This is a genomic window from Streptomyces sp. NPDC029151 (assembly GCF_055564315.1).
The window spans coordinates 1,129,202-1,149,547 of record NZ_JBVHWQ010000002.1 but is presented as its reverse complement, the minus strand read 5'-3'; the positions used below and the strand labels follow the sequence as shown (position 1 = coordinate 1,149,547).

The following is a 20,346-nucleotide window of genomic DNA, read 5'->3' as shown; positions in this document are numbered from 1 at the left end:
GGACGTTTGGGTTGAATGGAGCTCACAGGTGGGTTCGGGCGGGGGGGGTGGGGGGGGGTGGGGGGGTCGGGGTGTGGCTGCCCCCCCCCCCCCCCCCCCCCCCCCCCCCACGGCAGACGCAGCCGTACGGGACGGGCCCGTACGCGTGTCCGCCCGGCCGCAAGGGACGGGCGGGGGAGGGGAGCGAGGACATGAACGAGACCATCGTCTGTGTGGTGGGCAACGTGGCGACCCAGCCGGTGTACCGCGAGGTCGCGACGGGGCCGTCGGCCCGGTTCCGGCTGGCGGTGACCGCGCGCTACTGGGACCGGGAGCGCGGCGTGTGGACGGACGGGCACACCAACTTCTTCACCGTGTGGGCCAACCGGCAGCTCGCGACCAACGTGGCCGCGTGCGTGGAGGTGGGCCAGCCGCTCGTGGTCCAGGGCCGGTTGAAGGTGCGCACGGAGGCGCGGGAGGGGCAGCAGCAGTGGGCCTCCGCCGACATCGACGCCGTGGCGATCGGCCATGACCTGTCGCGCGGCACGGCGCTCTTCCAGCGCGCGGTCAAACCCGACGGGCCGCCGGTGGCGGCCCGGCCTGAGCCGGCCTGGGAGACACCGCGACCGGCCGACCCGCAGGACGACCAGGTACGGCAACAGGCGGAGGCGGCAGTGGCCGTGACGTGACAACGGGCGGAAGCAGCACTGGCCGTGACGTGACAACGGGCGGAAGCAGCACTGGCCGTGACGTGACAACGGGCGGAGCGCGTAGTGGCCGCGGCGGGACAACCAGCCGCGACCGTCGTGGTCGTGACGGAGCGTCAGGCCGGGTGTCATACGCGTCTCCGGGCCCATTGGTCGCTGCCGTCCTGGCGGGGCCGCCGGTGGGGACAGGCTGTACGAACCGGTGGATTTGTCGATATGGCCAGCTCAAGAGGGGTCCCCGCGATAACGATTGCGGATCGGATCGGCCATCGGATGATCCGACCGTCGGGTGGGGCTCCCGATGATCCATAGGATGCCGGAGCGTGCCCCTAGGGGCTGCCAATTCTGCTGGTGGGACCGTCCCCCACGTCCAACGGGTCCTGCTCGAAGGGGAATTCTGTGCTTGCTGCGCTCTCTGGGTTCCGCCGGTCCACCCGACCGGCCCGCCTGGCCACCGCCACCACGGTGTCCGGCCTCGTGGCCGCCGGCGTGCTCTCCGGTGCCGGTACGGCCCTGGCGGAGGGCAGACCCCAGGCGCAGGGCGGGGCCACGGCCACGCTCAACGGTCTGAAGACCTACGGCGAGGCCGTGATCCACGAGGACGGCGGCGACCAGCGGGTGTCCGCGGGCCTGTTCGAGATGTCCGTGGACGGCGGCGGCACCCTGCAGACGTACTGCGTCGACCTGCACAACCCCACCCAGCGGGACGCCAGGTACCAGGAGACGCCCTGGAGCGGCACCTCGCTGGGCACCAACAAGGACGCGGGCCGGATCGGCTGGATCCTGCGCAACTCCTACCCGCAGGTCAACGACCTCGCCGCGCTCGCCCGGCGGGCGGGCACGAGCGGGCTGACCGAGCAGGACGCCGCGGCCGGCACCCAGGTGGCCATCTGGCGCTACTCCGACGGTGCGAAGGTCGACGCCGTGGACCCGCAGGCGGAGAAGCTCGCCGACTACCTGGAGAAGCACGCACGGAGCGTCGCCGAACCGCAGGCCTCGCTCACCCTCGATCCGCCCGCCGTCTCCGGCCGGCCGGGCGACCTGCTCGGACCGGTGACCGTGCACACCAACGCGGGCGCGGTCACCGTGAGCCCGCCGGCGGACGCGGCCGCCGACGGGGTGCGGATCATCGACCGGACGGGCCAGGTGATCACCTCGGCGAAGGACGGCACCCGGCTGTACTTCGACGTCCCCGAGGACGCCGCGGACAGCACGGCCCAGCTGACCGTCCAGGCGTCGACCACCGTCCCAGTCGGCCGGGCCTTCGCCTCCGAGAGCCGTAGCCAGACCCAGATCCTGGCCGGCTCCAGCGAGTCGACGGTCTCCGCGACCGCGACGGCCGGCTGGGCGGCCGACGGCGGCATACCGGCGGTCTCCGCCCGCAAGAACTGCGCCAAGGGCGGAGTGGACATCACCGCGGTCAACAAGGGCGACGAGCCGTTCACCTTCCGGCTGATGGGCGCCGAGCACACGATCCCCGCGGGCGCGTCCCGCACGGTGACCGTGCCGCTCCAGGAGGACCAGGCCTACGACTTCACGATCACCGGCCCGCACGGCTTCAGTCACCGCTTCACCGGCGTCCTGGACTGCAGGACCCAGGGCACGGTCACCACGCAGACGGCCCAGCTCCGCAACGGGCCCAGCCCGGCCACGGTCGGCGGCAGCACGGTCCCCGACACCAACCTGGCCGAGACCGGCGGTTCCGCCATCACGCCCCTGATCGCGGGCGTGGCCATCGGCCTGGTGGTGATTGGCGGCGCGGTGCTGGTGGTGCTCCGCCGGAAGGAGACCCCGCCCGGCGTGTGAGCGGCCGGTCAGCAGCCGATCGGTGCGGAGCCGGCGGCCACGTCGTCGAACCACACGGTGTCGTCGCCGGTGCCGTAGCTCTCCCAGCCGAGCCGCAGCGCGGTCGGCCGGGGCGGCACGGTCCGGGAGAGCCACTGCTGGTCGACGTCCTGCGTCGGCACCCCGTCGGCGTGCAGGCCGGGCACCCGCTCGTCGCCGAGCCAGGTGTCCAGACCGGGCGCCGAGGTGTCGACCGCGAACCGCAGGCACTGCCAGCTCCCCGTCGGCAGCGGCCTGCTCAGCGCGACCCCGGCCGGGCTCTGCGCGGGGAGGGTGGCGTCGTCGCTCTCCCGGTTCCACTGCAGCGCGCCGTTCTGTCCGCCGACCCGCAGCGCCCGGCCGCCCTGCGAGGTGTCCGGCATGGACACGAACGTGACGTGGGAGGAGGGGAGGGCGGTGGTGTGCCGGACCCACAGGCGGACGTACAGGACGGGGCCGACCGAGGACAGGTCGGTGGTGGCGGCGACGAAGGCGTGGTTGCAGTAGCCGGCCCGTCCGTCCACCCGCAGCGACCTCGTGCCGCTGTGCGCGACCGACGTGTCGACGGCGGCCGTGCCCGTGCCCTGGCAGTCGGGGGCGGTGAACCGCCAGCCGCCGGAGGGTGAGGTGCCGGTCTGGTCCTCGAAGTCGGTGCAGAGGACGGCAGCGCCGCATCCGGAGGGCGCGGGGGTGGGAGCGGGCGTGGTGGGCGGTGGGGTCGGCGGCTCGGTCCCGTCGCCGGTGCAGGGCGCGCCGTTGAGACGGAAGTCGGTGGGCGCGGGGTCGGCGGACCGCCAGGTGCCCTGCAGCCCGAAGTCGGTGCCGGCACCGCCGGCCAGGACGGCGTTCCAGGCCGTGCCGACGGCGGTCACGGAGTGGCCGGACTGGGTGACGGTGGCGTTCCAGGCGGAGGTGACCTGCTGGTCGCCGCCGTAGGTCCAGGTCAGCCGCCAGCCGTTCAGGGTGGCGCCGAGGTTGGTGACACGGATCTGGGCGGTGTAGCCGCCGGCCCACTCGTTGACGGTGTGGTCGACGCGGCAGGCGGGGGCGGTCCCGGCGCTGCCGGCGGCGGGGGCGGCGGCGAGGAGTGACCCGGCCAGCGCGAGGGCGGCCGCGACCGCCCCCCAGGGCCCGCGTATCCAGCGCGGGCAGCGGGTGAGCAGGGTGGACATGTGAGCCTCCTGAGGGGGCCGGTGCGGGTGGTTCCGGGAGCGCTCCCAGTCGGAGGCGGGCGCGGCCCCACGAGTCGGACTGCGCCCGGTGGGCCGGGATGGACCGCGCCCGGTGGGCGGGGATGGGCGACGCCGGCGGATCAGCGGAAGTTCACGTCACTGCACAGGAAGTACGTCTGGTCCATGTGCGAGGCCTGCCAGATGGTGTAGACGACGTGGCGCCCGCTGTAGCCGGAGGTGCTCACGGGGACCGAGTAGTTCTGGCTTGGCGCGTACCTGCCGGTGCGGGCGACGAGTTGCAGGTCGTTCCAGGTCAGCGGCCGGCTGGTGGGGTCGAAGCCCTGCCGGGTGACGTAGACGAGGAAGTAGTCCGCGCCGTGGCTGGCCTGGTCGTACAGCTTCACGGTGAAGTCGGAGCCGATGTCCGTGGTCTTCCAGGGGCCGACGGCGTCCAGGGAGTTGTAGCGGCCGCCCTCGGTGTGGCCGCCGCTGCACAGCTGCCCGTCGGGGACGACAGCGGGGAAGTTGCCGGCGGAGCCGTTGCGGTACAGGCCGTTCCAGTTCCACATGGCGTTGGGGTTGGCCTGCCACGCCTGCCAGCACATGGGGTCGAGCTGCGCCATCGCCGGGTTCTGGAAGTCGCTGCCCCAGCGCTGCCAGCAGCCGTAGTTGCGCGAGGCCGGGTCGACCACCGAGCCGTGGGCGGACGCCGTGCCGCCCCAGGTGATCAGGCTGACCAGCACCGCGACGAGAGTGCCGAGGACGAGGGCCAGGCGGCGGGAGCCCGGTCCGCGATGTTCATGCTCATGACAATGCATGACGGAGATCTTCCTGTGGGGGAGTCGGTTCTCTGTGGGGGTTGGAGTCGGCCGTGGGAGCGCTCCCGCAGCCGCGGTTCCAGGCTGCGCGGCGGACCGCGGGGACGGCAACGGTTCGTTTCCGCCAAACCTGGCCACCCCGTCCCCGGCCGTGCGGCGGCACGCGAAAGCCCGGCTGGTGACGGTGGCGCAGGGGCCGCAAAGCCCGCGCCCGGCCGGCGGCGTTTCTGAACCGATGGCCGGTGCCCGCCGGCGCGACCCCTCGTCGAGGCCCGCCGGACCGGCTCTCCTGGAATGATCTCGCCGTGGCCGAATACACGATCAGCACCGCCCATGGTGAGGACTGGCCCGTCTTGCCCCGTGCCGACTTCGAAGCCGTCCTTCAGCCCCGGTCGCTCGCATGTGACGCCGTCGACAGTGACGACGACCATTGCTTCCGCGCGGGCGACATGACGGTGTCGGCGTCATGGGAGCTCGCGGGCACCTGGTACGTGTGCGTCGACGGCGCACCCTCCCTCGGCGTGGCGGACGCGATCGTCGCGGAGATGGCTCGGCAACTCGGCGAGGCGACCGGCAAGAAGGCGAACCACCACCGGATCATCGACTAGGGAGGGTTTCCGCGTGACCATTCCTCTGACGCCTCGTGATCGCATCGCCGATCGCGAGGGACTGTGCGCCTTCCTGGCGCACCTCCGAGCCGAGTACGAGGAGAGCGGTGCGGGGTGGGAGAACCGGACGCTGGACACCTTCCTCGAGGCCCTTGAGGCCTGGGTCTCGTCGGCGCCGGGCTGGTACGCCAACCATGGTCAGGTGCTGCCGGCCGACGGCGACTGGACGTTCTTCGCCCGGGCACTCAGCGCGGCACGACACTACGAGTGACCAGGGGCTGCGGCGTGTCCGGTGGGAGGGCACGCGGCGGCCGGCAGCGGGGAGCGCCGACAGCTCCCCAGGGCGCCCGTGTCGGCACCCGCCGGGCCGGCGCCCAGTCGCGTGTGCGAGCCGCCGGACCAAGGCGACCCGGCTTCCATGACGGTGATGCTGCCGTCCGGCACGCTCCCGCACCCTCGGCCGTTCACCGTCGGGCCGTCCCCCAGCGGCCCCCGGCCGTCCTCAGCCGGGCGAGGCCGCCCGAGGCCGCCCGAGCACCCGAGGCGCCCGAGGCCGCCCGAGTGTCTTTCCGCAACAGCCGACAGTGAGGCGAGCCCAGCCCGCAGCAGCAAAACGCCAGGTCGGAGCGCCCGGACCAGACGCGTTTCCACCCAGGGGTCGCCGTCAGGCATGGTGGGGTGTTACTTGCCGCGAGGGCATGAAAAGGCCCCTCACCAGCAACTTTTCCCGCCGATGAGGGGCCGTCTCAGGCAGCCTGGGCCGTCTCTGGGCCGTCGCCCGTCTTCGGGCCGTCGTGAGCGTGACCGGCCACCCCCCAGTACATCGCGGAGACGGCCTTCCGGGTCCGGGTCTCGCCGGACGGCATGAGGTGCGGGTAGACGCGGAGGGTGAACCCCGGACCGCTGTGGCCGGGATAGAGGCTCAGAGCCTTGACGCTCTCCCCGGCGTCCAGGAGCACCGAGGCGTAGCAGTGGCGGAGGGCGCGCATGCCGTGTTCGCGGGCGGCTGCACAGCGCTGTCCTTCTCCCGCAGCCCGAGCCGAGGCAGGCGACCGCCGAGGAGGCGTCACTCCTGGGCACGCAGAAGGCCCGCCCTTGTCACGCACATCCGGCGGACGTACTCCAGCGACGAGGGACGGCCCGTCGAGACGGCGGACATCGTGGTGCCCGCCGCGCACTGCGGGATCGTCTACGGGATCCCGGTCAACCGGTAGTCGGCGCCCTCGCATCGAGCCAGTCGCCGAGCGCCGAGAAGTCGGCGTCTACGAGTCCTTGAGCCGGGTCGACACGATGGAGTAGCGACGGCCCAGGGTGTTGGGCGTCGACCCACAACCGATCCATGGCGCTGATTTCGTCGTCGACCCAGATGAACGGTCGACCGGCGGCCCACGCGATCAAGGGGCGGGTCTTCCAGTGCAGACCGCGGGGCCCGTCGTCGGCTCCGGCATCCGGCCACTCCACCACGGGCAGCTTCGGCAGTCCCAGGCGCGGAGCGACGGCCTCGTTCGCGTCCTCCATCCACGTCGTGGCCCATACGAGAGGGCAGCCCAGGGCGAGGAGGCGCGAGCCGATGCCGTGGTCTAGCCGATCAAGCAGCGGGTTCCCCTGATCGACAGACGTCGAGGAGCCGTACGACGCCCCGAACGGGATGAGCGGCCCGTCGACGTCGAGGAAGAGGATGGGACGCTCCGCTGCGCTGGCCACAGCGGCACGATAGCCCGGCGCGGTGCCGGCGGGGACCCCGCTTCCCGGGCCGTCCCCGGGCCGTGCGAGGGTGGCCGAGGTCGGCCGATGATGACCGGCAGTGACAGGCGAGTCCAGGACGATCAGCGGGAAACCCCAGGTCACAGCCCCCGGATCCAACGGGTTTCCCCCCAGGGGTGGCGGTCAGGCAAGATGGGGTGTATCTGCCCACTGCCAGATTTCAAGCTGCCGGACGGTTTCTCTTGGCTGAGTACATCTACACCATGCGCAAGGCGCGCAAAGCGCACGGCGACAAGGTGATCCTCGACGACGTCACCCTGAGCTTCCTGCCGGGGGCGAAGATCGGCGTCGTCGGGCCGAACGGCGCGGGTAAGTCGACCGTCCTGCAGATCATGGCGGGACTGCAGCAGCCGTCCAACGGTGACGCGTTCCTGTCGCCGGGCTACAGCGTGGGCATCCTGCTGCAGGAGCCGCCGCTGGACGAGGAGAAGACCGTCCTGGAGAACGTCCAGGACGGTGTCGCCGAGGTCAAGGGCAAGCTCGACCGGTTCAACGAGATCGCCGAGCTGATGGCGACCGACTACTCCGACGCGCTGCTCGACGAGATGGGCAAGCTCCAGGAGGAGCTCGACCACGCCAACGCCTGGGACCTCGACGCCCAGCTGGAGCAGGCCATGGACGCGCTGGGCTGCCCGCCCGGCGACTGGCCCGTCACCAACCTCTCCGGTGGTGAGAAGCGCCGCGTCGCGCTCTGCAAGCTGCTGCTGGAGCAGCCCGACCTGCTGCTCCTCGACGAGCCCACCAACCACCTCGACGCCGAGTCGGTGAACTGGCTGGAGCAGCACCTGGCCAAGTACCCGGGCACCGTCGTCGCCATCACCCACGACCGGTACTTCCTGGACAACGTGGCCCAGTGGATCCTCGAGCTGGACCGCGGGCGCGCCTACCCGTACGAGGGCAACTACTCCACGTACCTGGAGACCAAGGCCACCCGTCTCAAGGTCGAGGGCCAGAAGGACGCCAAGCGGCAGAAGCGGCTCAAGGAAGAGCTGGAGTGGGTGCGGTCGAACGCCAAGGGGCGCCAGGCCAAGTCCAAGGCGCGTCTGGCGCGGTACGAGGAGATGGCCGCCGAGGCCGAGAAGATGCGGAAGCTGGACTTCGAGGAGATCCAGATCCCGCCGGGCCCGCGCCTGGGCAACGTCGTCGTCGAGGTCAACAACCTCAACAAGGCCTTCGGCGACAAGGTCCTCATCGACGACCTCTCCTTCACCCTGCCGCGCAACGGCATCGTCGGTGTCATCGGCCCGAACGGCGCCGGCAAGACGACCCTGTTCAAGATGATCCAGGGCATCGAGCAGCCCGACTCCGGATCGATCAAGGTCGGCGACACCGTCAAGATCTCCTACGTCGACCAGAGCCGCGAGAACATCGACCCCAAGAAGACGCTGTGGGCCGTCGTCTCCGACGAGCTGGACTACATCAACGTCGGCCAGGTCGAGATGCCGTCCCGGGCGTACGTGTCGGCCTTCGGCTTCAAGGGCCCGGACCAGCAGAAGCCGGCCGGTGTCCTGTCCGGCGGTGAGCGCAACCGCCTCAACCTGGCGCTGACCCTGAAGCAGGGCGGCAACCTGCTGCTCCTCGACGAGCCCACCAACGACCTCGACGTCGAGACGCTCTCCAGCCTGGAGAACGCCCTGCTGGACTTCCCCGGCTGCGCCGTGGTCGTCTCCCACGACCGGTGGTTCCTCGACCGCGTCGCGACGCACATCCTCGCCTACGAGGGTGAGTCGAAGTGGTTCTGGTTCGAGGGCAACTTCGAGTCGTACGAGAAGAACAAGGTCGAGCGGCTCGGCGCGGACGCCGCGCGTCCGCACCGCGCCACCTACAAGAAGCTGACCCGGGGCTGATCGGTCTTGCGTCACGTCTACCGCTGCCCCCTGCGCTGGTCCGACATGGACGCGTACGGTCATGTCAACAACGCGGTCTTCATCCGCTACCTGGAGGAAGCCCGGATCAACTTCCTGTTCCGCCCGGACAAGGAGTTCAAGCAGGGGTCCGTGGTGGCGCGCCACGAGATCGACTACAAGCGGCAGCTCGTCCACCGGCACCACCCGGTCGACATCGAGCTGTGGGTCACCGAGATCAAGGCCGCGTCCTTCACCATCACCTACGAGGTGAAGGACGACGACCTGGTCTACGTACGGGCCTCGACGGTCGTCGTGCCGTTCGACTTCGAGACCCAGCGGCCGCGCCGGATCACCCCGGAGGAGCGCGAGTTCCTCCGGGAGTACACGGACGAGGCCGACGAGGAGGCCGTCGCGGCATGACCATGCTGCACCTGGCCGACGAGAGGGAGGCCGCGGACCTCGCCGCCTTCCTCTCCCGGCTGCTCCACTACGACCGTGGGGCCGCGGTGCGGCTGCAGGCGGCCGGCACCGCCCTCGCCGTCTTCGGCCGGCCGCCGTCCTTCGAGGTGCTGGCCGTCCGCGCGGTGCGGCTGGCGAAGCCGTACGAGGACGGGCTCGACGTCACCCTGGACGTGACCGTCTCCGCGGGTGAGTTCCTGGAGTCCGTGGACGAGCGGGCGGCCACCGCCGCCGTCCCGGGCGCGGTCACCGGCCCCCCGTGGGCCGGAGTGCTGCCGCCGCGGACCGGCTGGCGGCCGGAGCCGGGGCTGCCCGCGCCGGACGCGCTGCGCGCCACGGTCGGCGCGGCGGTGGCCGAGTTCCGCTCCCGCACCGAGGAACTGGGGCCCGAGGACCGTACCCGCGCGGAGCTGGACCGGATCGGGCGGGACATCTGGTCCCGGCGGATCAAGGGCACCGGGCTGCCGGTGCGGGCCGTGCACGCCGCCCAGTCGCTGGGCTTCCTGCGGCCCGGGACCGGGCCGGAGGAGACCGGCCTGTTCTCCTCGGGCGCGTGGCTGCGGCTGCGTACGCCGTACGGATCCGTGGCCGTGCGAGCGGCAGGGCTCGGGTCCTTCGGGCTCAGCGTGCGCTGAGCGCGCTCACCTCACTCCGTGTCGTCCGGCCACACGCCGATGTGGTCGGACTCCAGTTCCAGGGCCACCCGGTCACGCATGTCCAGGGCGCGGAGGTAGTCCGCGGGCAGCTGGAGGCGGCCGGCGCGGTCGAGCATGGCGTACTCGCGGGCCACGACCGTCTCGTGGCCGGTCGCCGCGTCGATCTCGCTGCGGCGCAGCACCTCGGTGGAGGTACGGCCGTCACGGATCGCCACCGTACGGCGGACCTCGCTCGCCACCGCCTGGTCGTGGGTGACGATGACGATCGTCGTGCCGAGGGTCTCGTTGGCCGTGCGGAACGCGTCGAAGATCCGGCCGGCCGTCCGGGAGTCGAGTTCACCGGTGGGTTCGTCGGCGAGGAGCACCTTGGGGTCGTTCGCGAGGGCCACGGCGATCGCCACGCGCTGCTGCTGTCCGCCGGACAGCTGCCGGGGGTGGCGGTCGCGGCAGTCGGCCACCTGGAGCAGTTCCAGCAGTTCCAGGGCGCGTTCGGCGCGGGCGCGGCGGCCCTTGCGGGTGCCGGCGAGCTGGAGGGGCAGGGCGACGTTCTGGGCCGCGGTGAGGTAGGGCAGGAGGTTGCGGGCGGTCTGCTGCCAGACGAAGCCGACGACTTCCCTGCGGTAGGCGAGGCGGTCGGCGGCGGTCATCGTGAGCAGGTCGCGGCCGGCGACGCGGGCCGCGCCGGCGGTGGGGGTGTCGAGGCCGGCCAGGATGTTCATGAGGGTGGACTTGCCGCTGCCCGACGCGCCCACCAGGGCCATGAGTTCGCCCTCGCGGACGAGGAGGTCGAGGCCCTGGAGGGCTTGGACCTCGATGCCGTCCGTGGTGAAGACGCGGACCAGACGGTCGCAGGTGATCAGGGCGTCGTGGCCGTAGGCGGGGTTCGCCCGGGCCTCGGTCACCCGGTTCGCCAGCTCGGTCAGGCTCGGATTCGCTGTCATGGGGTCTCCTGCGTGGCGGTGCGCCGTGTCTGCCGGACGTTCATCGGCCGTCCCCCGCCCTCAGTTCCGTCACCGAGCCCCGTCGTCCCGTCCACCACGCCTGGAGGGCGGCCACTCCCACCGCCACCGTGATCACCGCGAGGGCCGGAACGGTGAGGGACCAGGGGTCGGGGTGCAGTTCGGCCTGGGCCGGGGGTGCCTGGGCGGACGGGAGGGAGATGACCGTCAGGTCGATGCCGGGGGAGAGGAGGGTGATCGCCGACCAGCCGGTCAGGATGCCGCCCGCCGCGGCGAGGACGGCCTGCGGGAGGGATTCGAGGATCAGCAGCCGGCGGGAGCCGGAGCGGGTGAGTCCCATCGTGCGGAGGCGGGCCAGGAGCGCGGCGCGTTCCGGGGCCGCCCGGAGCAGGGACAGCAGCAGCGCGAGGACGGCGAACCCGGCCCCCGCGGCGACGGCCGCCGTGTACACGTGCTCGGCACCGGACTGGAGGGGCGAGTCGGCGTACCGGGCGCGTTCCTCGGCCCGGATCCGGACGGTGGCCGTACCGCCCACCGCGTGCCGCAGCGCGCCCGCGTCCAGGTGGTCGCCGGTCAGCAGCAGGGTCGTCGGGCGGCTCGCGGGCGCCGGAAGGCCGGCGCGGTCCACGAGGAGGAAGTCGGCGCCGGAGACGCCCGGGGTCCGGTCGCGGACCAGGACGATGCGGACGGTGACCGCGCCGCCGTCCTCCAGCCGGACCGGGAAGGGCCGCCGGGTGCCGTGGGCGGCGGCCACGGCGGGGGAGGCGACGGCCGGCAGGGGGCGGGAGGGGCGGCCGGCCAGGCGGTCGGGCGGGAAGGCGCCCAGGCCGGTGTGGGACGTCAGCCGGGCGTAGCCGGGCGGGTCCACGCCCAGCAGGGGCACCTCGTCCTGGCCGCCCTCCGGCTTCGCCTGCCAGGAGACGCCGACGGCGGTCACCGCGCGCACCCCGGGGAGCGAGCGGACCCGGGCGGCGGCGCCGGCCGGCAGGGGCGCGCCCGCGTCCGCGCGGGCGTCGGCGCCGACGGTGAGCAGGGCCGCCCGGTCCCGGGCCTCGGCCACCCCGGCCAGCACCGAGCCGCCGAAGGCCGCCGTGGTCAGCGCGGCCAGCAGGGCGAGCAGCGGGAGCACGGCGGAGGCCTGCGCGCGGCCGGCCCGGGCCAGGGAGAGGTGGCCGACCGCGCCGCGCAGCCGGCCGGCGGGCCCGGCCAGGCGGCGCAGCAGCAGCGGGTGGAGACGGAGCAGCAGCAGTGCGGCGATCACACCGACCAGCACGGGGGCGACCGCCACCAGCTGGTCGCCGGTGGTGCCGCGCCGGCGCAGCGTGGCCACCGCACCGGCGGCCAGCACCAGCAGGGTCAGCTCGGCGACCGTGCGCCGCCGGGAGGGCCGTACCGAGGCGGCGTCCTCGCGCGGGGGCGCGAGCCGTACCGTGCGGTGGGCGAGTACGGCGCGCAGGGGGAGGGCGGCGCAGGCGGTGAGGGTGACGGCCAGGGCGGCGAGGACGGCGGGGGTGACACGGCCGACGGGGACCGCGAGCAGGGACGCGGCGAGGCCGAGCGCGCCCGCCGGTACGGCGACCACCGCCGTCTCGGCCAGCAGCCGCCCGGCGAGGCCGGTCAGGGAGGCGCCGCGGGCGCGCAGCAGGGCGAGTTCGCCGCGGCGCCGGTCGGCGGCCAGGGCGCCGGTCATGAGCAGCACGACGGCGACGACGGTCGCGGTGCCCGCGGCGGCCACGGCGACCAGCGGGGCGATGCCGGAGCGCAGCCGGGAGAAGGAGGCGAGGGCGTCGTCCAGGTCGGTGTCGACGCCCGCGCCGTCGTCGGTGAGGGCGCGGGCGCGCTGCAGCGCGGGTCCGGCCTCCAGGGCGGCGACGGCGGACTTCAGCCGGTCCAGGTCGTGGGCGTGCAGGCCGCGCAGGTCGGGCGCGAGGTTCCAGTAGCGGGCCGGGTCGGTGCCGGTGCCCAGCAGGGCGGGGGCCGCCTCCGGGGCGAGCAGCAGTGCGCCGAGCCAGTACTTGTCCGGGTCCGGGCCGGGATCGGGCAGGGTCACCAGGGTCGGGGTGCGCAGCAGCGGGACGGTGGACCAGTAGGCGCCGTCGGGGTCGCGCGGCAGGAGGATGCCGGTGACCCGGACGGCGAGCGGCCGGCGGCCCGGCGCCGGTACGTGGATGACCGAACCGACCTCGATGTGCAGGCTGCCGGCGGTGGCGGCGGTCACCGCGGCCTCCACCTCGGCCGCACTGCCGTCGACGGGGTGCGCGGCGCGCGGAAGCCGCCCGGCGCGCACGCGCGCGTGTTCGGCGAGGCCGCTCTGCGCGGTCAGCGAGACACGGGCGGGCAGTCCGGTCGGCCGGGGCAGCCAGGGGTCGGGCACCGCCGGGGTGACGGTGCCGGCGACGCCGTACGCGGACTGGGCGCGGTCCACGCCGAGCGGGCCGCCGACCACGCCGAGCACCTTCTCGTACTGCCGCTCCAGCGTGGCGGGGCGCAGCGCCTCGGCGCGCCGCCCGGGCGGCAGCCCGAGGCCGGGCTGGGGCGCCGACAGCCGCACGGTGGTGTGCTCGGGCCGGGCCTGCCGCAGCGCCCGGCCCAGGCCGGCGTCCTCGTACCGGTCCACCGCGCGCGGGTAGGCGCCGGCCAGGCACGCGGTCAGTGCCACCAGCAGCGCGAGCGCGGCGGCGGCCCCGGGCGCGGCCCGCAGCCGGGTCCGCACCCAGGGCGCGACCACCGACGCCACCGGCACCGGCCGGTCCGCCATCTCACTCACCTCCCTGGGCGCGCAGCGCCGCCGCCGGACGGGTCCGGCGGACGGCCGGGACCGCCGCGACCACCAGGGGTGCCGCGGCGACGGAGGCGAGCAGCAGCGCCACCCGGCCGGGCGGGAGCTGGACGAGCAGGTCGGGCACGGGGCGGGTCGCCTCCCCGGTCAGGACGATCAACGGCAGGACGGCACGGGCCAGTACGGTGCCCAGCCCCAGGCCCACCGCGAGGGCCAGGCCCACCAGGACGGCCTGCTCGGCGGCGACCGTGCGGGCGAGTTGGCGGCGTGGCACGCCGAGCGCGCGCAGCACGGCGAACTCGGCCTCGCGGGCCCGCTGCGCGCCGGCGGCGCCGACGGCGAAGCCGACCGCGGCGAGCGCCGCCGCCACCACGGCCGCCGCGGTGAACGCGGCCTCGGGTCCGGCGCCGAACGGGTCGTCGCGCAGCTCGGCGGCGATCTCGTCGCGGACCACGACCTGCCCCGGTCCGACGTCCGGCAGGGCGCGTACGGCGGCGGCCACGCGGGCGGTGGCGCGGGGCGCGGTGCCGAGCCACCACTCGGTGGGGGCGACGCTCTCGCCGTAGCGGGCCTGGAGGAGCTGGTTCAGGGCGCGCAGGTCGAGCAGGACGGCACCGCCGTCGCGGGCGCCGGTGTTCGCGGGGTCGGCGGTGGCGGGCAGCGCGCGGACGGCCCGGACGATCCGCACCGGCACCCTCCGGTCGCCGACGGTGAGGTCGACCCGCTGCCCGGGGCGGGCGCCGGCCGCGGCCAGGTAGCGGTCGGTGGCGACGGCCGGCACCGCGGCGGGCGCGGCCCGGGTGACCTGGAGGCGGAGGGTGACGGTGGCGATCGTCCAGATGTCGGCGTCCGGGAGGTAGCCGGTGCTGTAGGCGAAGGCGAGCGGACCGGTGCCGGTGAGCCGGGGGCGGGTGGGGCTGGTGGCGGCGCTCGGTACGGCGGCGCCACCGGTCTCCGCGGTGGTGGTCCACCGGGCGGGCAGGGTGAGCCGGTGCTCCGTGCCGTCCGTCCCCGACGCGGTCAGCCCCTCCAGGACGAGCCGGTGGCGCTCGGCGCGTTCGGCGGGCTGGGTGAGGTCCAGGCGCAGCCCGGTGAGGGTGGCCGGTCCGGAGGCGGCGGGCAGGGCGAGGGTCAGGGCGTGCGGGCGGCCGTCGGCGGGCAGCTGCCCGAGCGGCAGCTGGTACGGCACCCCGTACCGGTCCGCGAGCGTCACCGTCACCGCGGTCGTGGTGCCGGGCCCGGTCGAGCTGTGCAGGCGGGCCGTCAGCGTCAGCCGGGCGGTGCCCGCCGGCACCCGGGCGCCGGCCGGGGCGCCCCTCGGCGTGAGCCGGCCGAGCAGCGGCCGTACCGGTTCACCGGCCAGGTCGGGGCGCATCAGGACGGTGTCCGCCGCGTGCGCGGTGTCGAGGGCCAGCACGGTCGCCGTACGGTCGCCGGACAGCGGCTGGGAGCCGCGCACGGCCGGGGCGGCCTCGCGTACGTCCGGCAGGCCGGCGTACAGGTCCGTACGGCCGAACCCGTCCTCCCCGCCGGCCAGCACCCGCACCGGCACCCCGGCCCGGAAGTCGGCCTGGTCGTCCTGCGAGCGGTCCCAGGAGGCGGCCTGCCCGATCGCGAGCATGCCGAGGGCGACGGCGAGGACCAGCAGCAGCACCGGGCCCGCACCGCGCGCGGTGCGCCGGCTGAACTGCCAGCCCGCGAGCGCCACCGGCAGCCCCCGCCCGCGGGCCGCCCACCGCTCGGCGAACCGGGCCACGGGCGGCAGCAGCCGCAGCGTGAGCACGGTCCCGGCGAGCAGGGCCAGCGCGGGCGCGGCCACGAGGAGGGGGTCGACGCCGAGGGCGCCCGACCGGTCGGCGCTCACACCGCCGGAGTCCTGCCGGCCGAGCTGCCAGTAGGCCACGCCGGCGATCGCGAGCAGGCCGAGGTCGGCACCGGTCCGCAGCGGGGCCGGTACGGCGGTCCGGGCCGGCTTCGTACGGGGCCCGCGGGGCTTCAGCGGCAGGAGCCGGCCGCGCCGGAGGCCCGATGTCCGCGCCCGTGCCCGCACGCCGTCCCCGGCTCCCGTCACCGCCGGTACGGTCACCGCCAGCGCGCAGCCGAGGGCCACCCCGGCCGCGACCAGCCAGACGGCGGGGCGGCCGGCCGGGGGGAGGTCCAGGCGCAGACCGAGCCGGGCCAGCGGGCCGTGCCCGGCGAGGAGCGCGGTGAGCGGGCCGGCGAGGAGGGGCGCGCACACGGCGGCGGGCAGCGCGAGCAGCAGCGCCTCGGCGGCGGCGAGGGCGGCGATCCGGGCGCGGGAGGCGCCGCGGGCCCGCAGCAGCCGGGTCTCGTCGGCGCGTTCGGTGCTCAGCAGCCGGGCGACCAGCAGCAGCGCGTAGCCGGCGAGCAGCACCAGCTGGAGCGCGATGATCAGCAGGGTGGAGCGGGCCACGAGCAGTGAGCGCTCCACCCGGTCCAGCACGTCCGGCAGCGCGGTCTGCGAGACCGTCGCCCCGCTCAGCGCGGTCGGCCTGCGCAGGGCCGTGCTGCCGTCCCGCGCCGCCGAGCGCAGCCCACCGATCCGTGCGGTCGTCACCGAGGCGAAGTCGGCCGTCGCCAGCCAGCCCGTCGCCCCGGCGCTGACCCGGCCGCCGGCGAGCACGGCGGGGTCTGCGAGCAGCGGGCCGTACGTCGTGAAGCCGGACTCCTTCACCCCGCGGCCGAGCAGGTCGTCCAGCCGCCAGTACGGTGCCGTCACCGAGACGGGCCGGTACACGCCGACGACCCGGACCCGGACCGCGGGCCCCCGCAACCGGTCGGCGAGGGTGAGCCGGGCGCCGGGCGTCAGCCGCAGTGCCCGGGCGGCGGCCTGCGGGAGCGCCACCTCCACCTCGCCGGCGGCCGGCCCGCCGTGGCGCGGGAGACGGCCGGCGGTGAGCCGCAGCCGGCCGCGGTCCAGTGCCGCGAAGTACGTCAGGTCCGGGTCGCCCGACCTGCGCGCGGGCGGCTGGAGCGAGCGGGGGAGCGCGTACGGCCCCGAGCGGCGCAGGGTCCGTACGGTCACCGGTAACCCGGCGAAGGTACGGCGCGCGCCCCGGTGCACGGCGGTGTCGGCGGCGGCCCGTTCGGCCGCGGGCACGTCCGCCTTGACGATCAGCGCGGTGTCGGCGGCGTTGCGCGGGTCGCCGAGCACATGGCGCAGCGCCGCGTCGCCGATGGCGCCCGAGTACGCCGTGAGCGTCGCCAGTACCGCGGTGGTCAGCGCCACCGTCAGCAGAGCGGCGCCCAGCAGCAGGCGGTGCGCACGCGCGCGTGAGAAGACGAACCCCGTCACCCGGCCCCCGTGTGTCCGGACTTCCAGACCTTCGGGCGATGCTGGCAGACGGGACGGTCCGACGGTAAGCGGTTGTCGGCCCGTCTATACCGGATTGTGATCGGAATGCGGGGACGGGCGACCGGAATCCGACCTTCAGTGACGACCTGTCAGGGCTGTGTGATCAGCCGGCGGTGTTCACCATCGACGCGGCCGCGTACGTGAGGTAGTTCCACAGCGTCCGCTCGTGCTCCTCGGACAGGCCCAGCTCGTCGACGGCCTCCCGCATGTGCCGCAGCCAGGCGTCGTGCGCCGCCCGGTCCACGGTGAACGGGGCGTGCCGCATGCGCAGCCGGGGGTGGCCGCGGTTCTCGCTGTACGTCGTGGGGCCGCCCCAGTACTGCATCAGGAACAGCGCCAGCCGCTCCTCGGCCGGGCCCAGGTCCTCCTCCGGGTACATCGGCCGCAGCAGCGGGTCCCCGGCGACTCCCTCGTAGAAACGGTGGACGAGCCGGCGGAAGGTCTCCTCCCCGCCGACCTGCTCGTAGAAGGTCTGCTCCTGAAGCGTGCCGCGCCGAATCTCATTCACCCGTCCATCGTCTCAGACCGGGCGGCCCAGGACTGAAGGCTTAGGACCACTCCCGCCCGGCCCTGCGGCGGGCCGGCCGACCCTACTGTGGAGCCATGGGCGCCTACGACGCGGAGACCGAGGTCCTCGCCGACGCGGCACGGGCCACGCTGGTCGAGGAGATCGACGCCGACGGGGCCTGGACCGGGGACCCCGTGTGGCGGGAGGCGTTCGCGGCGGTGCCCCGGCACCTGTTCGTGCCGTACTACTACGTCCCCGGACCACGCGGCTACGAACGCCGCTGGCGCGAGAGCCCCGAGCGCGCGGCCCGGGAACGCTGGGTGCGCGGCGCCTACGCGGACGCACCGCTGGCCACCCGGCTGCGCGACGGCGAGCTGCTCTCCTCCAGCAGCCAGCCCTCCCTGATGGCCCGGATGCTGGTCGCCCTGCGCGTCCGGGACGGCGACCGGGTCCTGGAGGTCGGCGCCGGCACCGGCTACAACGCGGCCCTGCTCGCCCACCGGCTCGGTGACGACGACCTCGTCACCACCGTCGACCTGGAACCGGAGATCACCGAGTCCGCCCGGCAGCACCTCGCGGCCGCCGGCCACCACCCCGCCGTCGTCACCGGCGACGGAGCGCGCGGAGTCCCCGAACGCGCCCCCTACGACCGGATCATCGCCACTTGCGAGCTGCCCACGGTGCCGCGCGCCTGGCTCGCCCAGTGCCGCCCCGGGGCGCGGATCCTCACCCCGCTCGCCACCGGGCTGCTCGCCCTGACCGTGCGGGACGCGGGGCACGCCGAGGGCCGTTTCCTCCCCGGGGCCGCCTTCTTCGTGCCGCTGCGCGGCGGGGGCAGGCCGGAGCCCGGGGGTGTCCCGACGGCCGGACTGCCGGGCCGGGCCTGCCGGCAGGAAACGTTCCGCTTCCTGCTCGCGCTGACCCGGTCCGTCCTCGACCCGCGGGAGGCGTACGCCCTGTGGGAGCGCGAGGGCGAGCCGGGCCGCGGACGCTACGGCGTCACGGTCGACGGCGAGCGCACCTGGGCATGGCTGGACGACCCCGGGGGCCCGTACGCCTGGCCCCTGCCGTGAACCCGGTCAGCCCCGGCGGACGGTGATCGTCGTCCAGGCGCCCACGTGCACCCGGTCGCCGTCCTGGAGGGGGACCGGCACGAACGGCTGGATCGGCTCCTCCGACATGTTGACCGTGGTGCCGTTGGTCGAGTTCTGGTCGACGACCGCCCAGCTGCCGTCCGGCTGCTGCACCAGCACCGCGTGCTGGTGCGAGACGCCCGGGTCCTCCGGCGGCACCGAGAGGTCGATGTCGGGGGTGTCGCCGGTGGAGTGCCGGCGGCGGCCGATGGTGACCTGGTTGCCGGTGAGCGGGCGCTGCTGCTCGGGCGAGTACGCGGGCAGGTTCAGGCCCGCGGCCTCGGGGCCGGAGCGCTGCATCATCGCCATGAAGTACTCGCGGTCCGGGCCGATGGTCGCGGTCCAGGTGCCCGGCTGGGAGGACTGCGGCGCCTGCGGGAAGCCGCCGCCGGGTCCGGGCGGGGCCTGGGTGGCACCGGTCTGCGGGTAGCCGTAGCCGCCGCCCTGGCCGCCGGGGCCGGAGGAGGGCGGGGAGAGCACCCAGTCGTCGTCACCGGCCGGCGGCCGGCCGGCCTCGCGCGGGAACGCGGGCGGAGCCGACGCCCCGGCCTGCTGGAACGCCTGCGGGGCACCGCCGGGACCGGACGGCGTCGGCCCGGGCGGGGGCGGCACCGGACGGGAGGGGTCGCCGCCGAAGCCGGAGGGGCCGGGGGATGCGGGACCGCCCTGGCCACCCGGGCCGCCGGGGCCCTGCCCCGGACCGCCGCCGAAGCCGGGGCCGGAACCGGGGTGCTGGTTCTGGTTGCCGCGAAACCCCGACGGACCGCCCGGGCCGCCCGGACCGCCGGACGCCGGACCCTGACCGCCGCCGAAGCCGGAGGGACCACCGGGACCCCCCGGGCCGCCGGGACCCTGCCCCTGACCGCCGCCGAAGCCGGAGGGACCACCGGGACCCCCCGGACCGCCGGACGCCGGACCCTGACCGCCGCCGAACCCGGACGGGCCACCGGCCCCCGGGCCCTGACCGGGACCCTGGCTCTGCCCCGGACCCTGCCCCGGACCCTGGTTCTGCCCCGGCACACCGCCGAAGCCGCCCGGACCCGAGGGGCCGCCGGAACCCGGACCCTGACCCGGACCACCGCCGAAGCCGCCCGGACCGCCGGGACCGCCCGGCCCCCCGGGACGCTGACCCGGTGCCGTGCCCGGCCCCTGACCCTGCCCCGAGCCCTGACCCGGACCCTGGCCGAAGCCCTGAGGCGGGCCCGGTGGGCGCTGGTTGCCCGGGCCGAACGGGGCCGCGCCCGCCGGGCCGGGGGAGGTGCGCGGGCCGGAGGGACCGCGGTCGCCGCCGAACGGCGTCGGGCCCGACGGCTCGCTGTCGAAGGACGGGATCGGCTCGGCGGGCCGGTTCACCCGAGAGGGCCGCGAGCCCTGGTACTGGTACCCGTCACCGCCGCCGTACGTCGCGCTCGGCGGCTCGAACCGCGGCTGCGGCGGACGCGGGGCCGCCGGGGTGTAGGAGGTCGCCGTGTTGGTCAGGAAGTTCCACCGGCACTCCTCGCAGAACGGCGCGCCGCCCTCACGGGGCGTACGGCACTGCGGGCACAGCTCCGGCTCCGGGGCCGAACCGGCCGGCGGACGTGCGCCGGCCGGGCCGCCCTGCGGGGGCGGGAAGCCGTAACCGCCCGCGGGCGGGGGCGGCGGAGGGGGCGGGGGTACGGCACCGGCCATGCGGTGACCGCAGACCTCGCACCAGTCGTCGGAACCCGACTGGTGTCCGTTCGGGCAGGTCGGCATGTCGGCGCTTCCCCTTCTCC

The 20,346-nt window shown here is 75.0% G+C and carries 16 protein-coding genes and 2 pseudogenes; 9 read left to right on the top strand and 9 right to left on the bottom strand.

Annotated features, from left to right (window positions below; genetic code table 11):
- Positions 1-191 precede the first annotated feature (191 nt).
- Together ACZ4VF_RS12880 and ACZ4VF_RS12875 are read left to right on the top strand one after the other, a co-directional pair.
- Positions 192-668 carry a single-stranded DNA-binding protein gene (locus ACZ4VF_RS12880; RefSeq protein ID WP_467925551.1) on the top strand — a complete coding sequence of 159 codons (477 nt, stop codon included), beginning with the start codon at positions 192-194 and terminating at the stop codon, positions 666-668.
- Positions 669-1,133: 465 nt separating this feature from the next.
- Positions 1,134-2,492, top strand: a complete 1,359-nt coding sequence (locus ACZ4VF_RS12875) for a Cys-Gln thioester bond-forming surface protein (protein WP_467925654.1) — start codon at positions 1,134-1,136, stop codon at positions 2,490-2,492.
- 8 nt (positions 2,493-2,500) lie between these two features.
- On the opposite strand, the gene ACZ4VF_RS12870 is transcribed toward ACZ4VF_RS12875, so the two are convergent.
- A complete protein-coding gene (locus tag ACZ4VF_RS12870) occupies positions 2,501-3,682 on the bottom strand; it encodes a cellulose-binding domain-containing protein (protein WP_467925549.1) in 1,182 nt (393 codons plus the stop codon).
- 140 nt (positions 3,683-3,822) lie between these two features.
- Positions 3,823-4,500: a lytic polysaccharide monooxygenase auxiliary activity family 9 protein gene (locus ACZ4VF_RS12865; RefSeq protein WP_467925547.1), complete on the bottom strand. Its 678-nt coding sequence runs from the start codon at positions 4,498-4,500 to the stop codon at positions 3,823-3,825.
- A 305-nt stretch (positions 4,501-4,805) separates the two neighbouring features.
- Here ACZ4VF_RS12865 and ACZ4VF_RS12860 point away from each other — a divergent pair, with 305 nt between their 5' ends.
- Positions 4,806-5,108 carry a hypothetical protein gene (locus ACZ4VF_RS12860; protein ID WP_467925545.1) on the top strand — a complete coding sequence of 101 codons (303 nt, stop codon included), beginning with the start codon at positions 4,806-4,808 and terminating at the stop codon, positions 5,106-5,108.
- Between the two features lie 13 nt (positions 5,109-5,121).
- Entirely contained in the window at positions 5,122-5,379 is a 258-nt protein-coding gene (locus ACZ4VF_RS12855; protein WP_467925544.1) for a DUF7660 family protein, read from the top strand.
- Positions 5,380-5,854: 475 nt separating this feature from the next.
- On the opposite strand, the pseudogene ACZ4VF_RS12850 reads toward ACZ4VF_RS12855, so the two are convergent.
- Positions 5,855-6,133 (bottom strand): annotated as a pseudogene (locus ACZ4VF_RS12850) (site-specific integrase); the annotation flags it as partial.
- Between the two features lie 5 nt (positions 6,134-6,138).
- Here ACZ4VF_RS12850 and ACZ4VF_RS12845 point away from each other — a divergent pair.
- Positions 6,139-6,322: pseudogene (locus ACZ4VF_RS12845) on the top strand (UTRA domain-containing protein); the annotation flags it as partial.
- On the opposite strand, the gene ACZ4VF_RS12840 reads toward ACZ4VF_RS12845, so the two are convergent.
- Complete coding sequence (locus tag ACZ4VF_RS12840; protein ID WP_467925540.1) at positions 6,312-6,812, bottom strand: HAD domain-containing protein; 501 nt, start codon at positions 6,810-6,812, stop codon at positions 6,312-6,314. The pseudogene ACZ4VF_RS12845 and the gene ACZ4VF_RS12840 sit on opposite strands and share 11 nt — an antisense overlap.
- Before the next feature lie 242 nt (positions 6,813-7,054).
- Between ACZ4VF_RS12840 and ettA the strand changes: the two genes are divergently transcribed.
- Genes ettA through ACZ4VF_RS12825 form a run of 3 tightly spaced genes read left to right on the top strand, consistent with a single transcriptional unit; the run spans position 7,055 to position 9,813 of the window.
- The gene (gene ettA, locus ACZ4VF_RS12835; RefSeq protein WP_467925539.1) at positions 7,055-8,719 is read left to right on the top strand and encodes an energy-dependent translational throttle protein EttA; all 1,665 of its coding nucleotides are present in this window, start codon (positions 7,055-7,057) and stop codon (positions 8,717-8,719) included.
- A gap of 6 nt (positions 8,720-8,725) precedes the next feature.
- Complete coding sequence (locus tag ACZ4VF_RS12830) at positions 8,726-9,139, top strand: acyl-CoA thioesterase (RefSeq protein ID WP_467925537.1); 414 nt, start codon at positions 8,726-8,728, stop codon at positions 9,137-9,139.
- Positions 9,136-9,813, top strand: coding sequence for a DUF8185 domain-containing protein (locus tag ACZ4VF_RS12825; RefSeq protein ID WP_467925535.1), 678 nt, complete (start codon positions 9,136-9,138; stop codon positions 9,811-9,813). Before ACZ4VF_RS12830 ends, ACZ4VF_RS12825 begins: the two co-directional genes overlap by 4 nt.
- An 11-nt stretch (positions 9,814-9,824) precedes the next feature.
- Here ACZ4VF_RS12825 and ACZ4VF_RS12820 read toward each other — a convergent pair whose 3' ends face one another.
- The 4 genes from ACZ4VF_RS12820 to ACZ4VF_RS12805 form a co-directional block, all read right to left on the bottom strand.
- Positions 9,825-10,775 (bottom strand): ABC transporter ATP-binding protein, encoded by a 951-nt coding sequence (locus ACZ4VF_RS12820; protein WP_467925533.1) that lies wholly within the window; start codon positions 10,773-10,775, stop codon positions 9,825-9,827.
- Between the two features lie 40 nt (positions 10,776-10,815).
- On the bottom strand, positions 10,816-13,551 hold the full coding sequence (locus ACZ4VF_RS12815; protein WP_467925531.1) for an ABC transporter permease: 2,736 nt from the start codon (positions 13,549-13,551) through the stop codon (positions 10,816-10,818).
- Between the two features lies 1 nt (position 13,552).
- A complete protein-coding gene (locus tag ACZ4VF_RS12810) occupies positions 13,553-16,888 on the bottom strand; it encodes an FtsX-like permease family protein (RefSeq protein WP_467925529.1) in 3,336 nt (1,111 codons plus the stop codon).
- Positions 16,889-17,051: 163 nt separating this feature from the next.
- Positions 17,052-17,456, bottom strand: a complete 405-nt coding sequence (locus ACZ4VF_RS12805; protein WP_467925527.1) for a globin — start codon at positions 17,454-17,456, stop codon at positions 17,052-17,054.
- A gap of 95 nt (positions 17,457-17,551) precedes the next feature.
- Here ACZ4VF_RS12805 and ACZ4VF_RS12800 point away from each other — a divergent pair, with 95 nt between their 5' ends.
- The gene (locus ACZ4VF_RS12800) at positions 17,552-18,529 is read left to right on the top strand and encodes a methyltransferase domain-containing protein (RefSeq protein ID WP_467925525.1); all 978 of its coding nucleotides are present in this window, start codon (positions 17,552-17,554) and stop codon (positions 18,527-18,529) included.
- 6 nt (positions 18,530-18,535) lie between these two features.
- Here the strand turns inward: ACZ4VF_RS12800 and ACZ4VF_RS12795 are convergent, their stop codons facing one another.
- Positions 18,536-20,326 carry an FHA domain-containing protein gene (locus tag ACZ4VF_RS12795; RefSeq protein WP_467925523.1) on the bottom strand — a complete coding sequence of 597 codons (1,791 nt, stop codon included), beginning with the start codon at positions 20,324-20,326 and terminating at the stop codon, positions 18,536-18,538.
- Positions 20,327-20,346 lie beyond the last annotated feature (20 nt).